Here is a 26,286-nt window from a genome sequence, read left to right as displayed (position 1 = left end):
GAGCGGAGCGGATGCCGCGACGCGGCGTCAGTGCGGAGCCGGTCCGGTCGACTCCCGCCAGATCACGCGATGGAGGGGCTCGCTCTCGAGGGGCGCGGGCTCGTCGCGCAGTGCGGAGATGAGGCGGGTCATCGCCCGCGACCCGAGGCCCTCGAGGTCGATCTCGACGGTCGTGAGCGCCGGGCTCAGCAGCCGGCCGAGCGGCTGATCGTCCCACCCGCTGACGCTGAGGTCCAGCGGCACCCGCAGTTCGCGGTCGAGGGCCTCGCGGATGACGCCGCCGGCGACCAGATCGTTCGCGGCCACGACGGCGGTGGGCCGGTCGGCGTCGGGGAAGGCGCGAACCGCCGCCATGCCGGCCTCGGCTGACCAGTCGCCTTCCACCACACCGGTGGAATCCAGCCCGAGCTCGTCGAGCGTGCGCACGAAGGTGTCTCGCCGCGCGCGGGCGGAGGCGAACTGCAGATCGCCGGTGATGTGCAGGAACCGTCGGTGACCGAGGGCGGCGAGCCCCTGGATGACTTCGACGAGGGCCGAGGCATCCGCGAGCTCGCCGATGCCGCGCATCTCGTCGTCGAAGTCCGCGGACGCGAAGATGAGGGTGCCGCTGGATGCCTGAAGGTCGGGCGAGGCGAGCACGGGCGCGAACGAGACGATGCCGTCGACCTGTCCCGAGTCGGCCAATTCGGCGACCCGCTCGGTGCGCTCCGCCGCGCCGCCCTCCAGGGCCAGCACCTCGACCGCATACCCGGCCGCGTGGGCGGCGGCGCTCGCCCCGGTGAGCATGCGGGCGGGGCTGTAGGCCAGCGTCGGCACGACGACCGCGATCCGGCCGGTGCGACGGGTGCGCATGGAGCGTGCCACCAGGTTCGGGCGATAGTTCAGCTGCTCGACCGCGGCCTGCACCCGGGCCTTCGTGGCGGGCTTGAGTCCGTCGGGGGCGCGGAAATAGCGCGACACGGTCTGGTGCGAGACCTCGGCCAGCCGCGCGACCTCCATGATCGTCGGCCGGCGGTGCGATGCGGTGTCCGACACGGCGCCTCCTCGCCGTCCATGTTGACACAGTTTGTGAACCTTCACTATTCTCGCTTCTCAACGAAGTGATCGATCACTAAATGAAGGTTCACTCGTTTCCCGCACCTCCACTGCATTCCGAAAGGACGACGATGTTCACGCACAGGAAGAGGGCCGTGGCGGGCGCCGTCGCCGGCGCAGCCGCGATCGGCCTCGCACTCACCGGCTGCGCCGGAGGGTCGCCCGCCGCCGAGACGACCCCCACTTACGACCCCGACGAGAAGGTGACGCTCGACTTCGCCTTCTGGGGCAACGACGTGCGGGCCGAGCTCTACAACGAGGTCCTCGAGGCCTTCCACGAAGAGCACCCGAACATCACGGTCAACACCTCGTTCCTCGGGTTCCCCGAGTACTGGGAGAAGCGGCAGACCGAGGCGGCGGGCGGCGGACTTCCCGACGTGATGCAGACCGACATCAACTACCTGCGCCAGTACGCCGAGAACGGGCTCTTCCTCGACCTCACCCCGTACCTCGGTTCGCTCATCGACACCGAGCCGCTCCCCGAGAACGTGCTGCAGATCGGACAGCTCGACGGCGTCACGACCGGCATCACCATCTCCACCAACGCGTGGAGCATGTACCAGAACAGCGTGCTGCTCGACGAGATCGGCGTCGAGCCGTTCGAAGAGGGCGACTGGCAGGACTACAACGACTGGATGGCAGACGTCACCGAGGCTGCCGAGGCCAAGGGACTCGACGTCTGGGGTGGTGCCGACTACACCGGGCGCATCCAGAGCTTCGAGATCCAGCAGCGGGCCAAGGGCGAGGACCTGTTCACGGAGGACGGCGAGGTGAACTTCACCGAGGACGAGCTTCGCGCCTACTGGGAGTCGGGTCAGGAGCTGCGCGACGGCATCGCGACCCCGCAGCAGCGCCTGGAGGAGGTGCTGCCCATGAGCGGCTTCGACACGGCCTTGCAGACCAGTGAGATGACCTGGGACAGCTTCGGCGTGAGCTACCTCGCCAACCTCGGTGAGCCGTACACCGAGCTCCAGATCACGGCACCGCCGGTGACGGAAGAGGGCGCGAAGGATCTGTACAAGAAGGCCGGCATGCTCCTGTCGGCGTCGGCGGACACGGAGCACCCGGAGGCGGCCGCGATCCTCATCGACTACCTGGTCAACGACCCGGTGACGGGCGAGGTGTTCGGCACCAACCGAGGGTTCCCGGCATCCGAGACCGCGATGTCGGGGGCGACGCTGGACGGCATCAACCAGCAGATCGCGGACTACGAGGAGTCCATCGCGGACCGCCTCGGTGACGCCCCGCCGGTGCCCGTGACGGGCTACGGCACGATCGAGGACAAGTTCCGCCAGATCGGCATCGAGCTGAACTTCGGCACCATCACGGTCGACGAGGCCGTCGACCAGTTCTTCGCGGAGATGGACGTCGTCCTGAGCCAGTGAGGCAGGCCGACAGGCGCGACCCGACTTGTCCCGGGTCGCGCCTGTCGTCGTCTGGCGACGCCGTGCGTGCCCGTATGCCTCACTTCGCGACGAGCGTCGTCTCGAAGCTGTACATGTCGGGGCGGTAGCAGTGGTGACCGAACTCGACCGCGCGACCTGAGGCGTCGAAGGCGACGCGCTCCATCGTGAGGACCGGTCCGCCCTTGTCGATGTCGAGCAGGCCCGCCTCGTCGCCGTGCGCGCGGCGCGCGCCGATCTTCTGGTTCGCGACCCGGATCGTCACGCCGCGGGCGCGCATGATCTCGTAGAGGCCCTTCTGCTGGAGCTGCTCGGTCGTGATGTCGGCGAAGTCCAGCGGCAGGTAGTTGGTGAGGACGGCGACCGGCACCCCGTCGGTGGAGCGCTGGCGGCGGAGGTAGACGATGTCGGATCCGGCGGGAACGCTCAGCGCCTGGGCGGTGGCCGGGTCGGCCGGACGGGTGTCGTGCTCGAGCACCTGGGTGCCCGGCTCGTGCTGCGAGCTCTTGAGATCCTCGTAGAGGCTCGTCAGCTCCACCTGGCGGGTCACCTGGCCCTGCACCACCTGCGTGCCGATTCCGCGGCGCCGGACCAGCAGCCCCTTGTCGACCAGCTCCTCCATCGCGCGGCGGATCGTCGGCCGCGACAGCCCCAGCCGCTGGCCGATCGCGATCTCGTTCTCCAGCCGCGCGCCGGCGGGGATCTCGCCCGAGCGGATCGCGCGCTCGATCGCGCTCGACACCTGGAAATACAGCGGCACGGGGCCGGTGCGATCCAGGGTGGCGAGCAAGTCGTCGAGCTTGACCACGTCGTCTGCCATCATCACTCCAAGTCCAGACAGCATAATGTCCCGACAATGGTACAACGACTCCACTATGTCACCCGGCTGCGGCGTGTCGGGGTGTTGCACGTCCGCAAGCTTGTGCTATTGTCAGGACAAATAGTCCGACGATGCACGGTGTAGTCCGCGCAGAGAGTTGTACAGCGGAGTATGACCGAGAACAGTTCTCCCCTCGACGTCCTGGCCTTCGGGCGCCTCGGCGTCGACATCTACCCCCTCCAGTCGGGAGTCGGGCTCGAAGAGGTGCAGACGTTCGGCAAGTTCCTCGGGGGCAGCGCCGCCAACGTCAGCGTGGCCGCGGCCCGTCACGGCCGCCGCGCCGCCCTCATCTCCGCGGTCGGCGACGACCCGTTCGGCCGGTACCTCCGCGCCGAGCTCGGACGGCTCGGCGTCGACGCTCGCTACGTCCGCACGGACGACACGTACAAGACGCCGATCACGTTCTGCGAGATCTTCCCGCCCGACGACTTCCCGCTGTACTTCTACCGCGAGCCCAAGGCGCCCGACCTCAACGTCGGGCCGGGCGACCTCGACCTCGACGCCGTGCGCGCGACCCGCATCCTGTGGTTCACCGCCACCGGCCTCAGCCAGGAGCCGAGCCGCGCGGCCCACCACGCTGCCCTGCAGGCGCGCGCCGCCGGGCACACCGTCTTCGACCTCGACTACCGGCCGATGTTCTGGGCCGACCCGGCCGAGGCGACCGTTCAGATCACCCGTGCACTCGAGCACGCGACCGTCGCCGTCGGCAATCGCGAGGAGTGCGAGGTCGCGGTGGGGGAGACCGACCCCGATCGTGCCGCCGACGCGCTGCTGGATCGCGGGGTCGAGCTCGCGATCGTGAAGCAGGGACCCAAGGGCGTCCTCGCCAAGACCCGCGACGAGTCCGTCGTCGTCCCCCCGCACTGGGTCGACGTCGTCAACGGCCTCGGCGCCGGGGACGCGTTCGGCGGAGCGCTGTGTCACGGGCTCCTCGCCGGGTGGGACCTCGAACGGCTGCTGCGGTTCGCGAACGTCGCCGGAGCGATCGTCGCCTCGCGGCTGGAGTGCTCGACCGCGATGCCCACCGAAGCCGAGGTCGCCGCGATCCTCGAGACGGGAGTCTCCCGATGACGCAGTTCCTCACGGCCGATGACTTCGCGCGCCTGCGCGACATCCGCGCGATGCGGCCCGAGGCGATCGGGGACGCCCTCACGTCCCGGCGGCGCCGCGACGTGCTCAACGGCGACGGGCGGCTGTTCATCGTCGCCGCCGACCACCCGGCCCGCGGCGCGCTGGCCGTCGGCAAGAACACGACAGCGATGGCCGACCGGTACGAGCTGCTGGACCGGCTCGCGACGGCGCTCACCCGACCCGGCGTCGACGGCGTGCTGGGCACCCCCGACATCATCGACGACCTGGCCGCACTCGGACTGCTCGACGACAAGATCATCGTCGGCTCGATGAACCGCGGCGGGCTGCGCGGAGCGTCGTTCGAGATGGACGACCGCATGACCGCCTACGACGTCCCCTCGATGGTGTCGGCCGGCATCGACTTCGCCAAGACGCTCGTGCGCATCGACCTCGCCGACCCCGGCACGGTGTCGACCCTCGCCGCCATGGCGGACGTCGTCACGCAGGCGTCGCTCGCGGGGCTCCCGATCATGCTCGAGCCCTTCCTCAGCAACCGCGTGGACGGTCGCGTCGTGAACGATCTGTCGACGGATGCCGTCATCCTGTCGATCGCGATCGCCTCCGGCCTCGGCGCCTCCAGCGCCTCGACGTGGATGAAGCTGCCCGTCGTGGACGATATGGAGCGCGTCATGGCCGCCACCACCATGCCGACGCTGCTCCTCGGCGGCGACGCCGGTGTCGACCCCGACGAGACCTTCGCCTCGTGGGAGGACGCGCTGTGCCTCCCCGGCGTGCGCGGGCTGACCGTGGGCCGCACTCTCCTCTACCCGCCCGACGACGACGTCGCCGCCGCCATGGACATCGCGGCCGGCCTCGTCCACACCGACCTCTGAACCCCTCCCTCACGAAGGACACCCCATGAGCATCACTGAGACCACGTCCGCCAACGCCCACGTGGACGCCGACGTCCGGGTCATCTCGCATTGGATCGACGGCGCCGAGCGCGCCTCGACGTCGGGCCGGACGGCGCCGGTGTACAACCCGGCGACAGGTGCCGTGTCAGCACGGGTGGCGTTGGCGGATCGGGCGGAGATCGATGCGGCGATCGCTTCCGCGGTCCGCGGGTTCGGGGTGTGGCAGGGCTATTCGATCGCGAAGCGGCAGAGCGTGCTGTTCAACTTCCGGGAGCTGCTGAATGCGCGTAAGCGGGAGCTGGCGGAGATCATCACGGCCGAGCACGGCAAGGTGCTCTCCGACGCGATGGGTGAGATCCTGCGCGGTCAGGAGGTGGTGGAGCTCGCGACCGGGTTCCCGCACCTGATCAAGGGCGCGTTCAGTGAGAACGCGTCGACCGGTGTCGACGTGTACTCGCTGAAGCAGCCGCTGGGTGTGGTGGGGATCATCTCGCCGTTCAACTTCCCGGCGATGGTGCCGATGTGGTTCTTCCCGATCGCGATCGCCGCGGGCAACGCCGTGGTGCTCAAGCCGTCGGAGAAGGACCCGTCGGCCGCGCTGTGGCTGGCCCGGCTGTGGCAGGAGGCGGGTCTGCCGGACGGGGTGTTCACGGTGCTGCAGGGCGACAAGCTCGCCGTGGACGGCCTGCTCACCTCCCCCGACGTGCAGTCGATCTCGTTCGTGGGGTCCACCCCGATCGCGCAGTACATCTACGAGACCGCGTCCACGCACGGCAAGCGGGTGCAGGCGCTCGGCGGTGCGAAGAACCACATGCTGGTGCTGCCCGACGCCGACCTGGACCTGGTCGCCGACCAGGCCGTCAACGCCGGGTACGGGGCCGCCGGGGAACGCTGCATGGCCATCTCGGTCGTGCTCGCCGTGGAACCGGTCGCCGACGACCTCATCACCAAGATCACCGAGCGCATCGCGAAGCTGCGCATCGGCAACGGCGCCGGTGTGGACGGCGTGGAGCCGGACATGGGGCCGCTGATCACCGACGTCCACCGCAACAAGGTCTCGGAGTACGTCGACATCGCCGAAGCCGATGGCGCGACCATCGTCGTGGACGGCCGCGGCTTCCAGGTGGCAGGACACGAGGACGGGTTCTTCTTCGGGCCGACCCTGATCGACCAGATCCCCACCACCAGCAAGGCGTACACCGAGGAGATCTTCGGCCCGGTGCTCTCCATCGTCCGCGTCGCCTCTTACGACGAGGGCCTGGAGCTGATCAACAGTGGGCAGTTCGGCAACGGCACCGCGATCTTCACCAACGACGGGGGAGCTGCCCGCCGGTTCCAGAACGAGGTGCAGGTCGGCATGATCGGCATCAACGTGCCCATCCCCGTCCCCGTCGCCTACCACTCCTTCGGCGGCTGGAAAGCCTCCCTGTTCGGCGACGCGAAAGCCTACGGCGTACACGGGTTCGAGTTCTTCACCCGCGAGAAAGCCATCACCAGCCGCTGGCTCGACCCCGCCAGCCACGGCGGCATCAACCTCGGCTTCCCCCAGAACAACTGACCGGCCCCTGAGCTGCCGCGGCCGCGAATCCGGGGGGACTCGCGGCCGCGGCATCCGTCCCGCACAATCGACACACACGAGAGCACGACATGAGCACAACGGACCAGCGCTGGTTCCATCGCCGAGGCGACCTCGCCCGTGACGGGTGGGAGAGCGTCGTCGACGCGACCACACCGGGGTGGGAGCACACCGGCATCCGCGTGGCGGACCTCGCCGACGGGTCGCACCTCAGCCTCGACGAGCGTGGTGTCGAACGGATCGTCGTTCCTCTCGCGGGATCGTTCCACGTGGTCCACCGCCACTTCCCGGGGGAGTGGGAGACCCGTCTGCACGGCCGCGCTTCGGTGTTCGACGGCCCGACCGACGTGCTCTACCTCCCGGCGGGCACGACCGCCGAGATCCGCGGCAACGGCCGTGTCGCCGTCGCCGAGGCGCCGACGGGCGAGGCGCGGGAGTGGCGGTACATCCCGGCGTCCGACACCCCTGTCGAGCTTCGGGGTGCGGGCCGCTCGAGCCGGCAGGTGCACAACTTCGGCACTCCGCAGGCGCTCGACGCCGCGCGGCTGATCGTGTGCGAGGTGATCACGCCGGCCGAGAACTGGTCGTCGTACCCGCCTCACAAGCACGACGAGCACGTGCCCGGTCACGAGTCGCGCCTCGAGGAGATCTACTACTTCGAGACGGCGCCGGTGGCGGGATCGGATGCTGCGGCCGAGGCCTCGTTCGGCATGTTCAGCACCTATTCCTCCCCGGCGGGCGAGATCGACATCAACGCGATGGTCCGTACCGGCGACATCGCGCTGGTGCCTTTCGGCTACCACGGGCCCGCCGTCGCCGCCCCCGGCTACGACCTGTACTACCTCAACGTCATGGCGGGCCCCGACCCCGAGCGGCAGTGGCTGATCAGCGATGACCCCGCGCACGCGTGGGTGCGCGACACCTGGACCGGGCAGAGCGTCGACGAGCGACTGCCCTACACGAACGACAAGGAAGGCGACCGCTGATGGGCGCGACGAGACGGATGACGGTCAGCCAGGCGCTCGTGGAGTTCCTGGCGCACCAGTGGACCGTGGACGGCGACATCCGCGAGCGGACGATCCCGGGCATGTTCGGCATCTTCGGCCACGGCAACGTGGCCGGCATCGGGCAGGCGCTGAAGCAGTCCAACGTCGAGAATCCCGACCTGATGCCGTACTACCAGGCCCGCAACGAGCAGGCCATGGTGCACCAGGCCGTCGGCTATGCCCGCATGCACCGCCGCCGCGGCACCTACGCGTCGGCCGCGTCGGTGGGCCCGGGCGCCGCGAACATGCTCACCGCCGCGGCGCTCGCGACCACGAACCGGCTGCCGGCGCTGCTGCTGCCCAGTGACACCTTCGCCACGCGCGTGGCCGATCCCGTCCTGCAGCAGCTCGAGCAGCCGTGGGACATCGGGCTCACCGTCAACGACGCCTTCCGCCCGCTGTCGAAGTTCTTCGACCGCGTGCAGCGCCCCGAGCAGCTGTACTCGATCGCCCTCGCCGCGATGCGCGTGCTCACCGACCCGGCCGAGACCGGCGCGGTGACGATCGCGCTCCCCGAGGACGTGCAGGCCGAGGCGCTCGATGTGCCCGTCGAGTTCCTCCAGGACCGCGAGTGGCACATCCGGCGCCCGCTGCCCGAGCGCGGGCCTCTCGCCCGCGCCGTGGCGGCGATCCGCGGCGCGAAGAACCCGTTCATCGTCGCCGGCGGCGGTGTCATCTACTCGGGCGCCGAGGACCAGCTCCGTGCGCTCGTCGAGGCCACCGGCATCCCGGTCGGCACCTCGCAGGCCGGCGGCGGGGCCCTTGACTGGGACCACCCGCAGAACCTGGGGGGCGTCGGGGCGACCGGCACCCTCGCCGCCAACCGGCTCGCGGCCGAGGCCGACGTGATCATCGGCATCGGCACGCGGTACAGCGACTTCACGACGGCGTCGCGCACGGCGTTCCAGAACCCCGACGTGGTGTTCGTGAACATCAACGTCGCCTCCTTCGACGCCTACAAGCACGGCTCGCAGCTGCCGGTCGTCGCCGACGCCCGCGAGGCCCTCGCCGAGCTCGCGATCGAGCTCGAGGGCTTCGAGGTCGCGGCGGAGTACTCCGAGCGCACCGCGCGCGAGAAGGCCGAATGGGATCGCATGGTCGATGACGCCTTCGCGCCTTCGGGGCTCGCTCTTCCCGGCCAGCCCGAGATCATCGGCGCCGTGCAGTCGACGAGCGCGCCGGAGGACGTCATCGTCCAGGCGGCCGGATCGCTCCCCGGCGACCTCCACAAGCTGTGGCGGGTCCGCGACCCGCTCGGCTACCACGTCGAGTACGCCTTCTCATGCATGGGCTACGAGATCGCCGGCGGCCTCGGCGCCAAGCGGGGCCTCGTCGCCGACGGCGACGACCGGGACGTCATCGTCATGGTCGGCGACGGCTCGTACCTCATGCTCAACACCGAGCTGGTCACCGCGGTCGCCGAGGGCATCAAGATCATCGTGATCCTGATCCAGAACCACGGCTACGCCTCGATCGGGCACCTGTCCGAGACCGTGGGCTCCGAACGGTTCGGCACCTGGTATCGCGAGTACGACGGTGAGGCGCGCAACTTCCAGGGCGAGAAGGTGCTGCCCGTCGACCTCGCCATGAACGCCCGCAGCTATGGCCTCGACGTCATCGAGATCGAGCCCGGCACCTCGGCCATCGACGACCTGAAGGCGGCGGTGGCCCAGGCGAAGGCATCCGACCGCTCGACGTTCATCCACATCAACAGCGACCCGCTCGTCTACGCGCCCGACGGTGCCGGCTGGTGGGACGTGCCCGTTCCCGAGGTCTCGACCCTCGAATCCACCCAGCAGGCGCGCGAGGACTACCTCGCGCAGCAGGCGAACCAGAAGCCGCTCCTGGGCTGACCGCCCACCCGAGCCTGACCGGCGGGCGGGTGCGGCCGGGGCCCTGAGCCAACCGATCAATCTGCTGGGAGACTCCGCTGACCCCGCCGCAACGGCGGAGCCATCGGGTTCCGGGGCCATAGGCTGGAGCGCACAAGGGGAGTACTCCCGCCTGCGGCACCTCGTCATTACGGATCCAGCGCCGGATCCCGGGTTGCCGGCCCCTCGGGGCGGAGGAGACCTTGGCGTTCTTCGTCACGCCAGACTCCTATCCGGAAGGAACCCCCATGAGCTCCCTCAATCGACTCTTCGGCCTTGCCGCCAAGGCGTTGGACTCGTCCGGCTCCGCGAACCGATCCGGCGGCGGCGACCGCGACTGGAAGTCGATGGTGCGCGATGTCGCCGGAGCCGTCACCGGCGACTCCCGGCAGGCACCCAGGCAGCAGCAGACGCCGTACGGCGCCCCGCAGCCTCAGGCCTCCTCGCCGTACCCCGCGGCCCCCGGCCAGGCCGCACCCGGCGTCGGGCTGACGCCGCCGCCCGCCGGTGCGCCCGGCACCGCCGCCGCGCCCGGTGCCCCGAACGCCGCGAACGGCGCCGCGGACCGCGCGGCGATCGCGCGCTACGAGTACCTCCTCCAGACCTCCGACCCGCACCAGGTCGAGGCCATCCACCGCGAGGCGTTCGCGCGCCTCACTCCCGCACAGCGTGCGCAGGTGCAGGCGGGCATGCGCGCCGAGCTGCGGCTCGGCGAGCAGCCGCGCACGGCCGAGGCGCCCGACCTCGCCCGCGCGGCCGCGCGCACCGAGGCTGCGCGCCCCGGCGCCATGGCGGGTCTTCTCGCGCGGGTCGGGCGCGGCTCCCGCGGCGGCTCCGGCGGCGGACTCGGACGCAGCGCCGCGCTGATGGGTGCGGGCGGTCTGCTGGGCGCGGTCGCCGGTGCGGCAGTCGCCAGCACGGTGGCAGCGCCCCTCCTGGGCGAGGCGGTCGCCTCGGGCATCGACTTCGACGCGATCGCCGGGAGCATCGACCTCGACGCCATCGCCGGCGGTGTGGATCTCGGCGCGGCGGGCGATGTCGTCTCGGGCGCCGCGGGCGACATGCTGTCGGGCGCGGGCGACACCCTCTCGGGCTTCGGCGAGCAGCTGTCGAACTTCGAGATCCCGGGCCTCGGCGACCTCTTCCGCTGACCGAAGAGGATGACGGATGCCGCGGGCCGCGGCATCCGTCATCTCCTTTCGTTTCGCGCCGCCGTCCTACGCGATGCGGGCGAGATCCGGTGAGGTGACCTCGTCGGCGAACTCGCCGGTGCGGACGAAGCGCTCGACCTCGGCCACGACGTGATGCCCGATGCGGCGCAGCTCGTTGCCAATGGAGCCGGCGATGTGCGGCGTCAGCGTGGCGCCTGGCAGCGAGAAGAGCGGATGCCCGGACGGGAGCGGCTCGGGGTCGGTCACATCCAGCACGGCCTGGAGCCGATCCGCGCGCAGCTCGTCGACGAGCGCGTCGGTGTCGACGAGCGACCCGCGCGCGGTGTTGATCAGCGTCGCGCCGTCGGCCATCAGGGCGAGCTCGTCGCGCCCGATCATGCGGTACGTCTCCGGCAGGGCGGGAGCGTGGATCGTCACGACCTGCGAGCGGCGCAGGAGGTCGGGAAGCGACACGAGCTCCGCGCCGAGTTCCGCCGCCTCGACGGAGCTGAGCGAGGGATCGAACAGCAGGCACTCGATGTCGAACGGCCGCAGCAGCGCGAGCACGCGGCGCCCGATGCGCGATGCGCCGATCACGCCGACGGTGATGCCGAACGCCCCGACGTCGCCGCGCGGCCGGGCGGCGGCCATGTCGTGGGTGCGCCCGAAGTCGCGGGCCGAGCGCAGCACGTCGTTCGCGCTCAGCAGGATCGTCGCGAGCGTGTACTCCGCGACGGGGACCGCGTTCGCGCCCGCGGCGCTGGAGACACGGATGCCGCGCTCCCACACCGCGGGAGTCACCAGGCGTTTCACCGAACCGGCGGCGTGGACCACCGCTCGCAGCCGTGGCCAGTGCGCGAGCGTCGCCTCGTCGAGCCGCGGGGCGCCCCAGCCGGTGATGAGGATCTCGGTGTCGGCGGACGAGGCCGGGATCGCGGGCGTATTGGGCGTGAGCACGGCGTCGTGCACGGCCAGGATGCGATCGAGGTCGCGCCGGGCGCGCGCGCCGAACAGATCGGACGCCAGCTGGGCGGACTCCATCGCGAGCAGCGCCGGGGGCCGGCTCATGCGGTGACCTCGCCGTGGGTCGGCACGTCGTCGACGCGGCCGTCCGGCCAGCGGACGCGGATCGCCTCACCGGCGAGCTCGATCTCGGGGACGAACGACACGTCGAGGCCGGCGCCCGGGCTGCCGAGCGCCACCAGCGCGGCGACCAGCTCGCCGGCGCCGACCGGGGAGGAGCCCGTAGCCCAGGGCGTCGCCGAGCCGGCCGCGAAGGGGTCGCCTCCGACGCGGTGGGTGAGGCCATGGTGCTCGAGCCCGCGGACGCCCCGCACAGCCGAGAGCACGCCGTCGTCGCGCGTGACGGCCGACTCGTCCGAGGCGGTCCAGCGGCCGTCCTGCACCGGCAGCGCCCAGCCGCCGATGCGGAACGACCAGGGCCCCTCGTCCTCCGGCCAGACGGCGTCCAGGTCGTCGACCGCCGACGGGTGCGCGGGCCGAGGCGCGTCGACCCACCACGCGAGACGCAGCTCGTGCACCCCGTGCACGACCGACGCCACGGTCACCCGCGGTCCACGGCGGACCCCGGCCCATCCCGCGACGTCGGTCGTGCGGCCCGTCTCCGGGGTGTCGAGCCAGTGCACCCGCGATCGCGACACCGCGACGCGGTCGTCCAGGTGCACCCGCTCGATGCGGTCGCGATGCGACGGCGCTCCGGCGGCGTCGAGCAGCGCGACGTGCGATTCGAGGGGCTGCGCGGCGCCGCGCGCGGAGAGGTCCGGCGCCGTCTCGGTCGAGTAGGCCAGGCGCTGGTAGAAGGGGTTGTCGGCGCGTGCGCCCCCCGCCGCGCCGCGGAACCCGTCGGAGCCGTGGTTGAGCACCCGCACGATGCCGTCGGCCTCGCTGCGGACCACGAGCCAGCCGGGCGCCTGCAGCGAGCGGACGCGGACCGGCTCAACCGATTCGGCCGGCCCGGGAGCGGCGGCGGACCATTCGGGGTGGTCGGCCGGCAGCAGAAGGCCCATCAGACCCTTGCTCGCCCAGTAGGTGGACGACGACCCGGTGTACGCCTGCCGCAGACCGCGGAACTCGCGGTGCCAGCCGATGGAGAGCAGTCCGCGGTCGTCGATCGCACCCCGCTCGAGGAAGTGGTCGAGCGTCGCATCGGCGAGCGAGCGGGTGGCTCCCGCGGCCAGCGGGGTCTCACCGGCGATCGCCCCGGCCCAGAACGGCGCCAGGGTGGCGAAGCGGTACGTGAGCGACCGGCCCTGGAAGAGGGGAGCGCCGGCCGCGCCGACCAGGTCCTGCGCCTGAGCGAGGAACTCGCGCAGGCGCGCGCGGTGGACGCCGTCGAGCTCGGATCCGAGGATGCGGGCGTGAAGGAGCGGGTACACGTGCCAGGCCCACCCGGCGTAGTGGTCGAAGTTCTGCTGCGAGCCGTCCGGTCCGGCACCGTCGGAGTACCAGCCGTCGCCGCGGTACAGGCTCTCCTGGATCTCGAGGTTGCGGTCGAGATCGTCCTGCCGCCTCGGTCCTCCGACCGATTGCAGGAACGCCTCGATCACGTTCTGGAACCAGATCCAGTTGTTCGTGTAGCCGCTCGTGCCGACGACTCCCGCGAGCCACGCGATCGTGCGCTCCTGCACCGCTGGGTCGAGCCGGTCCCAGAGCCAGGGCCGCGTCTCCGACAGCAGGATCGCGACGGACGCCGCCTCGGGCACCGCCTGCCGCCGCTCGGCGATCGTGGGCCAGCGCTCGGGATGCGACGGGTCCGTCCCGGCGGCGAGACCGCGCGCGTAGCGGTCGAGCACGCCCGCGGGATCGGCGCCGTCGGCGCCGCGCACGCGGAAGGCGGCGAGCAGGCCGACGCGCGCGAAGCCCTCGAGCCCGTCGCTCCAGCGTCCGGACGCGCTCGCCGGACCGGGCAGGACGATGAGCGAACCGCTCGGCGACGCGTACGGCAGGGCGCTGTCGACCAGTCGGTCGGCGAGCGTCTCCCAGCGGCCGCGGTCGGTCGTCGTCGCCATGTCGGCATCCCGGTACGTCATCGTCACGCGTCGATCGTGCATTACGATCCTGTAGCCATCCGCCCTTTCGGACAATTCCGATCACCGATCGGTCAATCGGATCAGACTGCGACGAACGGACTTCGCACCATGGCTGGACACAACTCACTGCCCAGAACCCGCCACGAGCACCTGCTGCGCCAGGTCGAGCTGCACGGCAGCGTGAGCGCCGCCGAGGTCGCCGCGCAGCTCGGGGTGTCGCAGGTGACGGTCCGCCGCGACATCGTGGAGCTCGAGAAGGCCGGCAAGCTGGCGCGCGTGCACGGCGGGGCCATCGCCGTCGGCGCCCCGACGATCCCCCAGGCGGCGCGCACGAACGTCGGGGTCGTGGTGCCCGGCTCGGTGAGCCACTACCCGCAGATCGTGCGGGGGATGGATGCCGCGTCCCACGGCGGGCGCACCCGCGTCGTGCTCGCGACCTCGCAGTACCGCGAAGACCTCGAGCAGCGGCAGGTCGAGCGACTCGTCGAGATCGGGGTGGCCGGGATCGTCTTCGCGCCCACCATGCGCGACCGCACCGAGGCCGAGCTCGCCGACTGGGTGCGCACGATCCCCGTGCCCGTGGTCTTCCTGGAGCGGCGGCTGGAGTCCACCGCGCTCGCCGCGTACGACAGCGCGCGCACCGACCACGAGCGCGGAGCGGAGCTGGCCGTCGAGCACCTCGCCGGGCTCGGGCACCGTAGCGTCGGGCTCGCGGTCTTCGACCGCACGCCGACCGCCCCGCTCGTCCGCGACGGCCACCGGGCGGCGACGTCCCGGCTGGGGCTCGCGGAGGCGCCGAGCGTGTCACTGCCGAAGGGCGGCGACGGCGAGAGCAACGCCCTCGACGACGCCCTCACCGCCTTCATCGCGGCGTGCGCCGACGCCGGTGCGAGCGCGGCCCTCGTCCACACCGACGTGCACGCCGCGCGCCTGGTCGAGCTCGCCACGGACCGCGGCATCCGGGTTCCCGACGACCTCGCCGTCGTCGCCTTCGACGACGACACCGCGGGCCTGGCGATGGTGCCCCTCACCAGCGTCACGCCGCCCGGACGCGACCTCGGACAGGAGGCGATGCGCATCGTGACCGAGCGGATCGCGGCCTCCGACGCCGGGCCGAGCGCTGCCCGGCACATCACGATGCTGCCGCGGCTGACCGTGCGGGAGTCCTGCGGAGCGGTGCTCTGATCGCTTTTGTCCGCTTGGCCACAACCGTTCGAACCCCCGACCTACCCTGTCTCTGCACGGCCCCCGGCGCTCTTTCGCCGGGTGACCGACGAGAGGCAACGAGCAAGGAGGCTCCGATGACATCCCGAGCAATCACCAGCGCCGCCAGGTCCACGGCACGGCGCGGCTCCCTCACCGCGGGGGCTCTCCTCGCGGCGGGCAGCCTCGCACTCCTCACCGGCTGCGCCGGCGGAGGCGGCGAGCCGGCCGCGACCGCGGACCCCGACGAGGAGGTCACGCTCAACTTCGCGTGGTGGGGCGACGCCAGCCGCGCCGAGCGCTACGAGGCGGCGATCGACCTGTTCGAGGAGCAGAACCCGAACATCACGATCCAGACCAGCTACGCGAGCTTCGGCGACTACTGGACCGCCCGCAACACCGAGGCGGCGAGCCGTACCCTCCCGGACGTCTTCCAGATGGACCTCGCCTACCTCGCCGAGTACGGCGGCTTCGGCCACGTGGTCGCCCTCGACGATTACCTCGGCGACGCCATCGCGACCGACGGCATCGAGCCGTCGCTCGTCGAGGCCGGCGCCGTCGACGGCAAGATCTACGGACTCGCCTCCTCCAGCAGCACCCTCGGGACGCTGTACAACGGCCCGCTGCTCGAGCAGCTCGGCGTGGAGGTGCCCGAGGGGCAGATCACGTGGGACGAGTACGACGAGTTCCTCGCCGACGTCTCGGCCGCCGGCGCGGCGAGCGACCCCACCGTCTACGGCTCGCTGGACTACACCCAGTACTTCTGGCTCTTCCAGATCTGGCTCGGCCAGCAGGGCCTGTCGTTCATCGACGGCGAAGAGCTCGGCTTCGAGCAGAGCGACCTCGAGGACTGGTGGGCGCGCAGCGCTCCCATCAACGAGTCCGGCGGCGCGATGCCGGCGGAGCGCCAGGCGCAGTTCGAGGGCGTCGACGCTCTCGGCGCCGGCGAGATCGCGAGCGACATCAGCTGGGCGAACTTCCTTCCCCGCTTCACGGAGGGTCCGGCCGCGCCCGAGCTCTCGCTCGCACTGCCTCCGTACGACGACCCCGACAACACGGGCATGTTCCTCAAGCCCGGCCTGATGCTCTCGATCGCCACCAACAGCGAGCACCCGGCGCAGGCGGCGGCGTTCGTCGACTTCCTCGTCAACGACCCCGAGGTCGGGGCGATCTTCGGAATGTCGCGCGGCGTGCCCGCGTCGTCGACCGCCGCCGAGGGCATCGAGGCGAACGAGCTCGACGAGAAGATCCTGGCGTACCAGGACGAGGTCGCCGACAAGCTCGACGGTCAGGCGCCGCCGGCCGTCAAGGGCTTCGGAACCCTCGAGCAGACGTTCGTGGCGATCAGCCAGGACGTCGCCTACGACGCCGCCACTCCCGCCGAAGCGGCCGAGCGCTGGTTCGCCGAGGCCGAGAACGCACTGAACTGATCGCGTCGCGGGCGGCGCGCAGCGATGCGCGCCGCCCCGCGGCATCCCGAGAGGCAACGCAATGACCGCCGAAACACTCGCTCCGCCGGCGCCGCCGGAGGTGCAGGCCGCGCCGCCGGCACCCCGCCGGCCCCGACGCCGGTGGGAGGACATCCGCGCCGGGTACGTCTTCCTCGCCCCGTGGCTGATCGGGTTCCTGCTCCTGACCGCGGGCCCCATGGTGGCGTCCCTGTACCTCGCCTTCACGGACTACAACCTCTTCAGCCCGCCGCAGTGGGTCGGCTTCGACAACTTCGTGCGGCTGTGGAACGACCCCGACTACCTCCAGGCGTGGAAGGTGACGGCGGTCTACGTCCTGGTGGGCACGCCCCTCAAGCTGGCGGCGGCACTCGGCGTCGCCCTGATCCTCAACGCGGCCTTCCGCGGCAGCGGGTTCTACCGTTCGGCGTTCTACCTGCCCTCCCTCGTCGGCGCCTCGGTCTCGATCGCCGTGGTGTGGAAGGCGATGTTCATCGACGACGGCCCGGTCGACACCATTCAGCAGTTCTTCGGCTTCCCCGCCGGCGGCTGGGTCGGCGATCCCGACAAGACCATGCCGATGCTCATCCTGCTGGCGGTCTGGCAGTTCGGCGCGCCCATGGTCATCTTCCTTGCGGGCCTCAAGCAGGTTCCGCAGGAGCTCTACGAGGCGGCATCCGTCGACGGCGCCGGGCCGATCCGCAAGTTCCGGGCGATCACCATCCCGATGCTGTCGCCGGTCATCTTCTTCAACCTCCTCCTCGAGACGATCAACGCGTTCCAGGTGTTCGCGTCGGCGTTCATCATCTCGGGCGGAACCGGCGGCCCGGCCCGGTCGACGCTCTTCTACACGCTGTACCTCTATTTCCGCGGCTTCCGCGACTTCCAGATGGGGTACGCCTCGGCCATGGCCTGGGTCCTGGTGCTTGTGATCGCCTTCATCACGGTGATCTTCTTCCGCAGCTCCAAGTTCTGGGTCCACTACGCAGGAGATGAAGGACGATGAGCGCAACGCAGCTGCTCGTGACCGCCGACCGCCGCACGAAGCGCCGCTCGGGCGACCGTCCCCGGTGGACCCTCAAAGAGGTGGTCTTCCACGTCGTCGTGCTCGCGATCCTCGCGGTGATCCTCTACCCGGTCGCGTGGATGCTCCTGTCGACCTTCAAGCCGTCGTCGCAGATCGTCGGCAACGCGCAGCTGCTGCCGCGCGAAGTCACGATGGACAACTACGAGAAGGCGCTGAGCGGCATCGGCGGCGTCTCGTTCTGGACCTTCTTCCAGAACTCCACGATCCTCGCCGTGCTGTCGGTGATCGGCGTCGTGCTGTCGTCGGCGCTCGCCGCCTACGCGTTCGCGCGCATCAGCTTCCCCGGCCGCACGGTGTACTTCGGCATCATGATCGCGACGCTGCTGCTGCCGTTCCACGTCGTGATCATCCCGCAGTACATCATGTTCAACGCCCTCGGCATGGTGAACACCTTCACGCCCCTGCTGCTGGGCAAGTTCCTCGCGACCGAGGCCTTCTTCGTGTTCCTCATGGTGCAGTTCATGCGCGGGCTTCCGCGGGAGCTCGACGAGGCCGCGCGCATCGACGGCGCGGGCCACTACCGCACGTTCTGGTCGATCATGCTGCCGCTGCTGAAGCCGGCGCTCGTCACGAGCGCCATCTTCACCTTCATCTGGACCTGGAACGACTTCTTCGGCCCGCTCCTGTACCTGAAGGACCCCGACCTCTACACCCTGCCGATCGCGCTGCGCCTGTTCGTCGACCAGAGCTCGGCGGCCGACTACGGCGGGCAGATGGCGATGGCCGTGCTGGCGCTGATCCCCGTGTTCCTCTTCTTCCTGATCTTCCAGCGCTATCTGGTCGACGGGGTGGCGACGCAGGGACTGAAGGGCTGACGACATGACCTCCACCGAGACCGCGCGCCGCCCGGCGGGCGGGCGCGCGCCGCAAGGAGCCGGCCGCGTCGCGCGGGCGATGTCGAGCCGGGGTCTGGCGCTCTTCTCCGAGACGATCGTCGTCAGCCTCGCCGTCGCGGTGCTCGCGATCCCCGCCGTGACCGCGCTGCCGGCACTCGCCGCCGGGGCCGCGCACTTCCGACGTCACGTCGAGGGCGAGTCCGACTCGCTCCTCGAGTTCGGCAGGGACTTCCTGCGGGCGCTGCGAAAGGGGTGGCTCTGGGGCATCGGGGCCGCTGCCGCCTTCGCGGCCATCTCGGCCACGCTCACGAGTCCGCTGATCGCCGGGATGCCGGGCGGGGAGGTCTTCCGGTGGGCGTCCGCCGTACTCGGCGCCGCCGCGGCCGTGGTGCTGCTCCGGGCGAGCGCGAAGTGGACCGCCGGGTGCCCCTCGTGGAGCGCCCTGATCCGCGAGGCCGCCGATCGATCGTGGCGCGACCAGAGGGGATCGCTGCTGCTCCTTCTCGCCCTGGGCCTCGCCGGCGTCGTGGTGTGGATGTTCGCCCCGCTGATGGTCCTGGTGCCCGGCATGCTCGTCCTTGCGGGCCGTGCGGTCGTCGCTCGCGCGCAGTGACGCCCCGGCCGCCGCTGCGGCCGTCGAGGTGACACTCGAAGACGTCGCCCGCTCAGCGGGCGTCTCGCAGTCGACCGCCTCCCGCGTGCTCAACGGCTCCGCGCGTCGGGTCCGCCCCGAGAACGAGGAGCGCGTGCGCGCCGCCGCCGCGCGGCTCGGCTATGTCGTCGACCTCCGCGCGCAGGCGACGGCGGGCCGGCGCTCGAATGCGGTCGCCGTCGTCGTCGACTCGCTGCGCGATGAGACCGCGATGCAGACCGCCGCCGGAATCCACGGCTGGGCCGACGCCCACGACAGCCTCGTCGCGGTGTCGGCGTGCCGCCTCGACGGCGAGCGTGCCGCGGAGCTGGTGCGGACGCTGCGCGGGCAGCGCCCGCGCGCGATCTTCGTCGTCACCTCGCGCGCCTCGACGATCGATCCCGGCGTCCGGCGCGAGCTCGCACTCTATGCGGCGCACGGCGGGCTTCCGGCGATCGTTCCCGCCGGCGCGTCCGACGGAGCTCGCGCGACGGCGGCCGAGGGGGCGTCGGATGGCGCGGAGGCCGCCTTCGGGCGGGGCTGGCGCGCCGCGGCGCAGGCACTCGGCGGCGCGGATTGTCCGATTTTGTCCGATTGATCAGCCTGATCCGTCGGCGCCCCTAGTTTCGGTGGCGGTCGGAGCCAGCGACGGCTCCGCGGATTCATCGAGGAGTCATCGCCATGGACATCAGTCGTCGAACACTGCTGCAGTCGACGGTCGCCGCCGGGGTCGCCGCGGCCTTCGTCTCGGCAGGCCCGTCCGCCGCGAACGCGGCACCCGTCGTGCGCGGGGCCTTCGGCCAGCCCGTCGCCGCGGCGCTGACCGGTCACGGTCCCGTCCCGATCCGCTGGCTGGAGGGCGGCACCCCCGGTCAGCTCGTGGCAGGCACGACCTGGGGCGTGCCATGGCCGAAGGGGGCGCTCAGTCCCGAGCAGACCTTCGCGCTCGTCTCCGAGACCGGCGAGTCGGTGCCCGTGCAGAGCTGGCCCACGGGGTGGTGGCCGGACGGCTCCGTCAAGTGGACCGCTCACGCGGTGAGTGGGGCGTCGGGCCGTGCCGCCGCATACTCGCTGCAGCCGGGCACGCCGGCGGCACCGGCAGCCGCCATCTCCGTCGACGAGAATCCGGGGCGCGTCGTCGTCGATACCGGCGTCATCCGGGTCGAATTCCCCAAGAACGGGCCGAACCTCGTCTCGGCCATCCGTCGCGGCGACACCGTCATCGCCCAGGACGGCCGGCTCGTGGCCTCGCGCCAGGACCGGCCCGACACCGACGGCGCCGAGAAGATCGCGCGCGAGTGGTTCAAGAGCGAGGTCGGCGAGGTGAAGGTCGAGCAGAAGGGACCGGTGCGCGCGGTCGTCCGCGTGACCGGCCAGCACCGCAAGGGCAACCGGAGCTGGCTGCCCTTCGACGTGCGGTTCTACCTGTACGCCGGATCCGACGGCGTCCGCGTCGTCCACAGCTTCGTGTTCGACGGCGACGAGAACACCGACTTCATCACGGGCCTCGGCCTGAGCTTCTCGGTGCCGTTGTCGACCCAGCTGCACGATCGGCACGTCCGGTTCGCCGGCGAGGGAGCGGGCGTGCTCGGCGAGGCCGTCCGCGGCATCACCGGCCTGCGTCGCGACCCGGGGGCGGCGGCGCGCGCCGCCCAGATCGCCGGCACCTGGACGCCCGACCCGGCGACATGGGACCAGCGAGTGACGTCGCGGCTGCAGTGGATCCCGGCGTGGGGCGACTACAGCCTGAGTCAGCTCACCGCCAACGGATTCGAGATCCGCAAGCGCACGTCGGCCGGCCACTCGTGGATCCGGGTCGACTCCGGACGCCGGTCTCGCGGCCTGGCGTACGTCGGCAGCCCGGCGGGTGGCTTGGCGTTCGGCATGCGCAACTTCTGGCAGCTCCACCCGACCGAGCTCGAGATCTCGGGTGCGGGCACCGATGTCGCGACCGCCACGACCTGGATGTGGTCGCCCAAGGCCGACGCGATGGACCTGCGCTTCTACCACGACGGCCTCGGGCAGGACACGTACCCGAAGCAGCTGGACGCGCTCGAGATCACGTACGAGGACTACGAGCCGGGCTTCGGCTCGCCGTACGGCACCGCCCGCACGACGGAGCTCAGCTTCTGGGCGCTCGGCGCCACGCCCACGGCAGCGGACTTCAGCGCGCTGGCCGACGCCAACACGACGCCTCCGCTCCTGGTGAGCTCGCCCGAGCACAACCACTCGGCCGGGGTCTTCGGCTCGTGGGCGCCCGTCGACCGGTCGAACCTGGCGAAGGTCGCCGTCGAGGACAAGCTCGCCTTCATGCACCAGCACTACGTGCAGCAGGTCGACCAGCGCTCCTGGTACGGCTTCTGGGACTACGGCGACGTCATCCACGAGTACGACCGCGACCGGCACGTGTGGCGGTACGACATCGGCGGCTACGCGTGGGACAACTCCGAGCTGAGCACCGACATGTGGCTCTGGTACCACTACCTCCGCACGGGCGATGCCACGGCGTTCCGCTTCGCGGAGGCAATGACGCGGCACACCGGCGAGGTGGATGTCTACCACCTCGGCAAATACCGCGACCTCGGCACCCGCCACGGCATCATGCACTGGGGCGACAGCGCCAAGCAGCAGCGCATCAGCAACGCCGGGTATCGCCGCTTCTACTACTTCCTCACCGCCGACGAGCGGGTCGGCGACCTGATGCGCGACCTGGTCGACGCCGACAAGACGTTCCTGGTGCTGGACCCCGCGCGCAAGATCCGCACCGACGAGTACACGCCGCAGCCCGACGCGCTGGGCGTCTCGAACACCACCGACTGGGGAGCCCTGGCCCTGGCGTGGCTGGCGGAGTGGGAGCGCAACGGCGATCCGATCGCCCAGGCGAAGCTCGTCAACGGCGCCAAGACGATCGCGGCGATGCCCAACGGCTGGGCGCAGGGCGGGACGCTGCGCTACAACCTCGCCGACGGCACGTACGGCGAGGAGACCGAGCGCACCGTCGAGGTCGGCTCGCTCGACTCGGTCTTCGGCCTCATCGAGCTCATGACCGAGCTCATCGAACTCATCGACGACCCCGAGGTGACCGCGAAGTGGGTCACCTACTGCCGCCTCTACAACGGCACGTCGGCGGAGCAGCGCGAGGCGACCGGCGTCTCGTGGGGCAGCCAGAATCTCCGGCAGGCCTACTCGCGCGCGACCGCCTATGCCGCGCACCAGCTCGGCGACGTCGCCCTCGCCCAGCGCGCATGGCGCGAGTTCCGCACCGGCCATGCCGGCTACCCCGAGAGCCTGGCCTTCACCTCGACCCGCATCGACGGGCCCGCCGTGCTGAACCCTGTCGACGAGGCCCCGTTCAGCACCAACGCGAGCGCGCAGTACGGCCTCGCGGCCATCCAGTGCCTCGCCCTGGTCGGCGACCACATCTGAGAGAGGACCCCATGCTCGCGAACATCAACGGCATGCACCTGATCCTGGTGCTCGTCGTCGTGCTCCTGCTCTTCGGCGCGGCCCGACTCCCGGCTCTCGCGAAGGGCGTGGGCCAGTCCGTCCGGATCCTCAAGACCGAGACGAAGGACGCGCCCGCCGAGTCCGGTCCCGCCGGGAGCGCCTCCCGCGACGAGGTGTGAGGGGAGGGGACGGATGCCGCGGGCCGCGGCATCCGTCCTCATCCGGTCGGCCCGCGATCGGTGATGAGCCTGTTGCGGTACGCGTACGCGGTCGCCTCGGCGCGGCCGCGGACGGCCAGCTTGCGGTAGATCGACACCGAGTGGTGCATAACGGTCTTCACCGACAGGTGGAGGCGCCCCGCGATCTCCTTGTTCGTGAGGCCGGAGGCGAGCAGCTGCAGGACCTCGCCCTCCCGCGGTGTCAGGGGGGCCTGCGCAGGCGAGGCGCGCAGCGGGGTGTCGGCATGGCGGCGCAGCCAGTCGACCGCGAGCGCTGCAGCCTGCGGGGTCGACATCATGCCGCCTTCGGCGGCCGCGCGCGCGAAGCGGTGGTCACCCATGCGGGCGCGGATCCGAGCCACCGCCGCCTCGAACTGCGGCCCGCTCGAGGGCGCCATCGAGCGCAGCAGCCGGTCGAGGTCCAGCCGGATGACGCCCACCAGACGGGCGGCCGTGAGGTCCGCGTCGGCATCGCCCTGCGTCGCGCCGGCGATCAGGACCGTGTCCGCGAACGAGATCCCGCTGAGGGCCCACCACCCGCGCCGACGCGCGAGGTCGAGCCGCTGTGCGCACCAGTACGCGGCCATCGCCATGCGCCGCGCGCGCACCTCGCGCATGGCGAGCGCCGCATACGCGAACGACAGCAGCACCGGGTCGCCCAGCCGCTCGCCGACCGCCAGCGCCTCCTCCAGCTCAGGCACGGGAACCGAGGTCGGACCGGTGGGCCGGGGCATGGTGCTGATCACCATGATCGCCCACGCGATCGACGCCGGGTCGTCGATGCGCTGAGCGCGCTCGAGCGCGGCCAGCGCGAGCGCGAAGGCCCGCTCGGGCCCCTGCGTGTGGTGCGCCGCGCCTGCCGCCCACAGCTCGAGCCGCGCCGTCCACGCCGGAAGGGCGGCGTCGCGCGCGATGGCGAGGCCCTCCATGGCCGCCTGCAGCGAGAGCCGCAGGTCCCCCGTGGTCGTGCCGTTGAGCGCGGCGATCATCCGCGCCTGCAGCGCGAGGAGCGGCCGCTCGCGGGGGTCGATCAGCGCGTTGCCCCGCTCCCAGCGCTCCGAGATCAGGGCGCTGTACTGCACCCCGTCGGGCGAGAGCGCGAGCGTGCGCGATGACCAGAGCCATACGCCGGCGCGGGTGTGCTCGTCCAGCCGCGCCATGACGTCGGACTGGATCGCGGCCTCGAGCGCCTCGCCGACCTCAGCCCCCTCGGCGTACCCCTCGAGGACGGGAGCAGCGTCGACGGCGAGCGAGGTCGCCGCGACGAGATCCGTCGCGACGAGGCGTCGCAGCTCCACCGCCACATCACGGCGGAGAGCGCGCAGCCGGTCGACGGCGTCCGAGTGCGCCAGGCGGGCGTGAGCGGCCGCCGCCTCCGCGGCGAGCTCGCGGAGATATCGGGCTACCGGCGCGGAGGCGTCGTCGGAGTGCTCGAGCGCGAACGAGCGAACCATCGGCAGCAGCGTGAACTCGGGATCGGCGTCGCGCCCGGGCGACGGCTGCACGAGACCGAGATCGATCAGACGTTCGAGCGCGTCCAGCACCTCGCCGAGCGGGGCTTCGGCCACGGCGAGGACGGCACCGAGCGGAAAGCGCCCGTGGAAGCCGGCGAGCCGTGCCAGGAGCCGGTCCTCGTCCGCTGTCAGCAGCGCTCGGGTCGCGCCGAGCGTGTCGCGGATCCCGATCCGCGCGCCCTCCAGCAGATCCAGGTCGGCGCACTCGCCCGGCCGCGATCCCAGCTGGCGGGCGAGCAGCGCGAGCGGCAGCAGCCGACTGCGCGCCGCCGCGAGCTCGATCGCCAGGGGGAGCCCACCGACGAGCCGGCAGACCTCGCCGATCGCGGCGACCTCCTCGTCGTCCAGACTCAGCGCGGCCTGGACGCGCTGCGCGGCGCGGATGAACAGCTGCACGCTCGGCGCGCTCAGCGTCGCGACCCTGGTGGCATCCTCCGGCGGGACGGCCAAGGGCGCGAGGGCCAGCCCCGGTCCCGACGCTGCGACCGACGGGTCGACCCGCCGCGAGACGAGCACGACCGAGAGGCGCGGACACCGCTCGGTGAGCGCTGCGAGCGCCGCATGACCCTCGGTGACCGCGTCGACGTGGTCGGCGGCGATCAGCACGCGTCCCGTCGAGACCGCAGTGGCGAGCGTCTCGGGCGCGCCGCCCCGATCGGCCGCCGACCACAGGCCGAGAGCGCGGGCGATCTCGTCGATGAGCTCCGCGCCCCGAGCCGAACCACGCAGGTCGACGGGCCAGACCGTGCACCGCTGGGGTGGCACCGCTTTCACGGCGGCCCGCAGGAGCGCACTCTTGCCGACGCCGGGTCGACCGGTGAGCCGGATGATGCCCGGCTCGCCCTCGGTCGCCAAGCGCACGAGATCGTCGATCTCGCGTTCGCGTCCCGCCAGTTCCACGGCGCTCCCCAACGGGGCGCCGACCCGCGTCGCGGACGATCGTTCCGCGACTCCCCGGCGGTGCGGACGCTCCCGCGCTCAGAGTAGAGCATCGGGAGGCCCGCGCACAGGCCGCCCGGCCGGCGCTCACGCGGCGGTCGCGGCCTCCGCAGCGGTCGGCCACAGCTCCGCCACCACGTCTTCCGCTTCGGTGAGCGCGCGGGCGATCCCGGCCTCACGCGAGGCGGGGGAGGCGTCCACACCGTGAGCGCGCACGAAGCGGATCTCCTCGATGCCCACGAAGCCGAAGATCGACCGCAGGTACGGCTCGAAGTGGTCGAGCGCGTGCAGCGGGCTGGCCTCGCGGTAGTCGCTGCCCGACGAGGACACGACCAGCATCCGCTTGCCCTCCAGGAGTGGCCGCGGAATGCCGTGCTCGTCGAAGCGGAACAGATAGCCCGGCTGGACGATGCAGTCGATGTAGTACTTGAGCACGTACGGCACCCCGAAGTTCCACATCGGGGCGGAGATGACGTAGACGTCGGCGGCACGGAAACGCTCGATCGCGCGCTCGATCTGCGCCCACGATTCCCGGTGCTCGGCCGCGACCGGCATGCCTCCCAGAAGCGTGTACTTCGCCTCGATGTTGTCGCCGGCGATGGCAGGCAGGTCGGCCTGGAACAGGTCGAGGGTCTCGACCTCGAGGTCGGGCGCGGCCTCGGCGAGGCCGCCGAGCAGCGCGTCGGTGATCGTCAGCGTCGTCGAGCCGGCGAGCCGCGGACTCGCGATGACGTGCAGCAGTTTCATGACATTTCTCCCCAGCGATCGTGCGATGAATCCCCGGGGTGATCGCACCACTCGGTCGAGCGCCCCGCATCGGGCATCTGCCCTATTCCGCACGACAGAAGGAGAGCGGATGCCGCGGCCGCGGCATCCGTCGATCCGCCGGCCAGGAATCGCGAAAGG

Annotated in this window: 21 protein-coding genes; 15 read left to right on the top strand and 6 right to left on the bottom strand. The window is 71.3% G+C overall.

The genetic code is table 11. The features are described from left to right. Window positions 1–27: 27 nt before the first annotated feature. On the bottom strand, window positions 28–1,035 hold the full coding sequence (locus tag IM767_RS00885; RefSeq protein WP_204161300.1) for a LacI family DNA-binding transcriptional regulator: 1,008 nt from the start codon (window positions 1,033–1,035) through the stop codon (window positions 28–30). 131 nt (window positions 1,036–1,166) lie between these two features. On the opposite strand from IM767_RS00885, the gene IM767_RS00880 reads away from it, so the two are divergent. Continuing rightward, a complete protein-coding gene (locus IM767_RS00880) occupies window positions 1,167–2,480 on the top strand; it encodes an ABC transporter substrate-binding protein (protein ID WP_109209533.1) in 1,314 nt (437 codons plus the stop codon). A gap of 79 nt (window positions 2,481–2,559) precedes the next feature. Here IM767_RS00880 and IM767_RS00875 read toward each other — a convergent pair whose 3' ends face one another. Next, entirely contained in the window at window positions 2,560–3,318 is a 759-nt protein-coding gene (locus tag IM767_RS00875; protein WP_194398779.1) for a GntR family transcriptional regulator, read from the bottom strand. Between the two features lie 171 nt (window positions 3,319–3,489). Here IM767_RS00875 and iolC point away from each other — a divergent pair, with 171 nt between their 5' ends. The 6 genes from iolC (at window position 3,490) to IM767_RS00845 (ending at window position 11,007) form a co-directional block, all read left to right on the top strand. Further along, window positions 3,490–4,449, top strand: coding sequence for a 5-dehydro-2-deoxygluconokinase (iolC, locus tag IM767_RS00870; protein WP_109209531.1), 960 nt, complete (start codon window positions 3,490–3,492; stop codon window positions 4,447–4,449). After that, window positions 4,446–5,342, top strand: a complete 897-nt coding sequence (locus tag IM767_RS00865; protein ID WP_239453220.1) for a class I fructose-bisphosphate aldolase — start codon at window positions 4,446–4,448, stop codon at window positions 5,340–5,342. Before iolC ends, IM767_RS00865 begins: the two co-directional genes overlap by 4 nt. A gap of 25 nt (window positions 5,343–5,367) precedes the next feature. Continuing rightward, window positions 5,368–6,921, top strand: coding sequence for a CoA-acylating methylmalonate-semialdehyde dehydrogenase (locus IM767_RS00860; protein ID WP_194398778.1), 1,554 nt, complete (start codon window positions 5,368–5,370; stop codon window positions 6,919–6,921). An 89-nt stretch (window positions 6,922–7,010) separates the two neighbouring features. Next, the gene (gene iolB / locus IM767_RS00855) at window positions 7,011–7,925 is read left to right on the top strand and encodes a 5-deoxy-glucuronate isomerase (RefSeq protein ID WP_109211543.1); all 915 of its coding nucleotides are present in this window, start codon (window positions 7,011–7,013) and stop codon (window positions 7,923–7,925) included. Continuing rightward, window positions 7,925–9,838, top strand: coding sequence for a 3D-(3,5/4)-trihydroxycyclohexane-1,2-dione acylhydrolase (decyclizing) (iolD, locus tag IM767_RS00850; protein WP_109211544.1), 1,914 nt, complete (start codon window positions 7,925–7,927; stop codon window positions 9,836–9,838). Before iolB ends, iolD begins: the two co-directional genes overlap by 1 nt. A 266-nt stretch (window positions 9,839–10,104) precedes the next feature. Next, window positions 10,105–11,007 carry a cation-transporting ATPase gene (locus IM767_RS00845; protein ID WP_109211545.1) on the top strand — a complete coding sequence of 301 codons (903 nt, stop codon included), beginning with the start codon at window positions 10,105–10,107 and terminating at the stop codon, window positions 11,005–11,007. 66 nt (window positions 11,008–11,073) lie between these two features. On the opposite strand, the gene IM767_RS00840 is transcribed toward IM767_RS00845, so the two are convergent. Both IM767_RS00840 and IM767_RS00835 read right to left on the bottom strand, forming a co-directional pair. Further along, window positions 11,074–12,075 (bottom strand): hydroxyacid dehydrogenase, encoded by a 1,002-nt coding sequence (locus IM767_RS00840; RefSeq protein WP_109211546.1) that lies wholly within the window; start codon window positions 12,073–12,075, stop codon window positions 11,074–11,076. Then, window positions 12,072–14,078 carry a DUF2264 domain-containing protein gene (locus IM767_RS00835; protein WP_239453438.1) on the bottom strand — a complete coding sequence of 669 codons (2,007 nt, stop codon included), beginning with the start codon at window positions 14,076–14,078 and terminating at the stop codon, window positions 12,072–12,074. The genes IM767_RS00840 and IM767_RS00835 overlap by 4 nt, the downstream gene beginning before the upstream one ends. 87 nt (window positions 14,079–14,165) lie before the next feature. Between IM767_RS00835 and IM767_RS00830 the strand changes: the two genes are divergently transcribed. The 8 genes from IM767_RS00830 (at window position 14,166) to tatA (ending at window position 22,888) form a co-directional block, all read left to right on the top strand. Continuing rightward, the gene (locus tag IM767_RS00830; RefSeq protein ID WP_109211547.1) at window positions 14,166–15,242 is read left to right on the top strand and encodes a substrate-binding domain-containing protein; all 1,077 of its coding nucleotides are present in this window, start codon (window positions 14,166–14,168) and stop codon (window positions 15,240–15,242) included. A gap of 116 nt (window positions 15,243–15,358) precedes the next feature. Then, window positions 15,359–16,690 carry an ABC transporter substrate-binding protein gene (locus tag IM767_RS00825; protein WP_109211548.1) on the top strand — a complete coding sequence of 444 codons (1,332 nt, stop codon included), beginning with the start codon at window positions 15,359–15,361 and terminating at the stop codon, window positions 16,688–16,690. 61 nt (window positions 16,691–16,751) lie between these two features. After that, window positions 16,752–17,714 carry a carbohydrate ABC transporter permease gene (locus tag IM767_RS00820; protein ID WP_109211549.1) on the top strand — a complete coding sequence of 321 codons (963 nt, stop codon included), beginning with the start codon at window positions 16,752–16,754 and terminating at the stop codon, window positions 17,712–17,714. Further along, a complete protein-coding gene (locus IM767_RS00815; RefSeq protein WP_109211550.1) occupies window positions 17,711–18,610 on the top strand; it encodes a carbohydrate ABC transporter permease in 900 nt (299 codons plus the stop codon). Before IM767_RS00820 ends, IM767_RS00815 begins: the two co-directional genes overlap by 4 nt. Window positions 18,611–18,614: 4 nt before the next feature. Further along, a complete protein-coding gene (locus IM767_RS00810; protein ID WP_162564366.1) occupies window positions 18,615–19,244 on the top strand; it encodes a hypothetical protein in 630 nt (209 codons plus the stop codon). After that, a complete protein-coding gene (locus tag IM767_RS00805; protein ID WP_162564367.1) occupies window positions 19,219–19,860 on the top strand; it encodes a LacI family DNA-binding transcriptional regulator in 642 nt (213 codons plus the stop codon). The genes IM767_RS00810 and IM767_RS00805 overlap by 26 nt, the downstream gene beginning before the upstream one ends. Window positions 19,861–19,943: 83 nt before the next feature. Further along, the gene (locus tag IM767_RS00800; RefSeq protein WP_109211553.1) at window positions 19,944–22,688 is read left to right on the top strand and encodes an exo-rhamnogalacturonan lyase family protein; all 2,745 of its coding nucleotides are present in this window, start codon (window positions 19,944–19,946) and stop codon (window positions 22,686–22,688) included. Window positions 22,689–22,699: 11 nt separating this feature from the next. Next, window positions 22,700–22,888 (top strand): twin-arginine translocase TatA/TatE family subunit, encoded by a 189-nt coding sequence (gene tatA / locus IM767_RS00795; RefSeq protein ID WP_109211554.1) that lies wholly within the window; start codon window positions 22,700–22,702, stop codon window positions 22,886–22,888. A 38-nt stretch (window positions 22,889–22,926) separates the two neighbouring features. Here the strand turns inward: tatA and IM767_RS00790 are convergent, their stop codons facing one another. Further along, entirely contained in the window at window positions 22,927–25,341 is a 2,415-nt protein-coding gene (locus tag IM767_RS00790) for a LuxR C-terminal-related transcriptional regulator (RefSeq protein WP_162564368.1), read from the bottom strand. A 126-nt stretch (window positions 25,342–25,467) separates the two neighbouring features. Then, a complete protein-coding gene (locus IM767_RS00785; protein WP_109211556.1) occupies window positions 25,468–26,127 on the bottom strand; it encodes an FMN-dependent NADH-azoreductase in 660 nt (219 codons plus the stop codon). Window positions 26,128–26,286 lie beyond the last annotated feature (159 nt).

Origin of the sequence: Microbacterium ureisolvens (genome assembly GCF_015278315.1) — a bacterium.
GTDB classification, from domain to species: Bacteria; Actinomycetota; Actinomycetes; order Actinomycetales; family Microbacteriaceae; genus Microbacterium; species Microbacterium ureisolvens.
The sequence above is the reverse complement of the archived record's forward strand: the minus strand, read 5'-3'. Positions and strand labels throughout refer to the sequence as shown.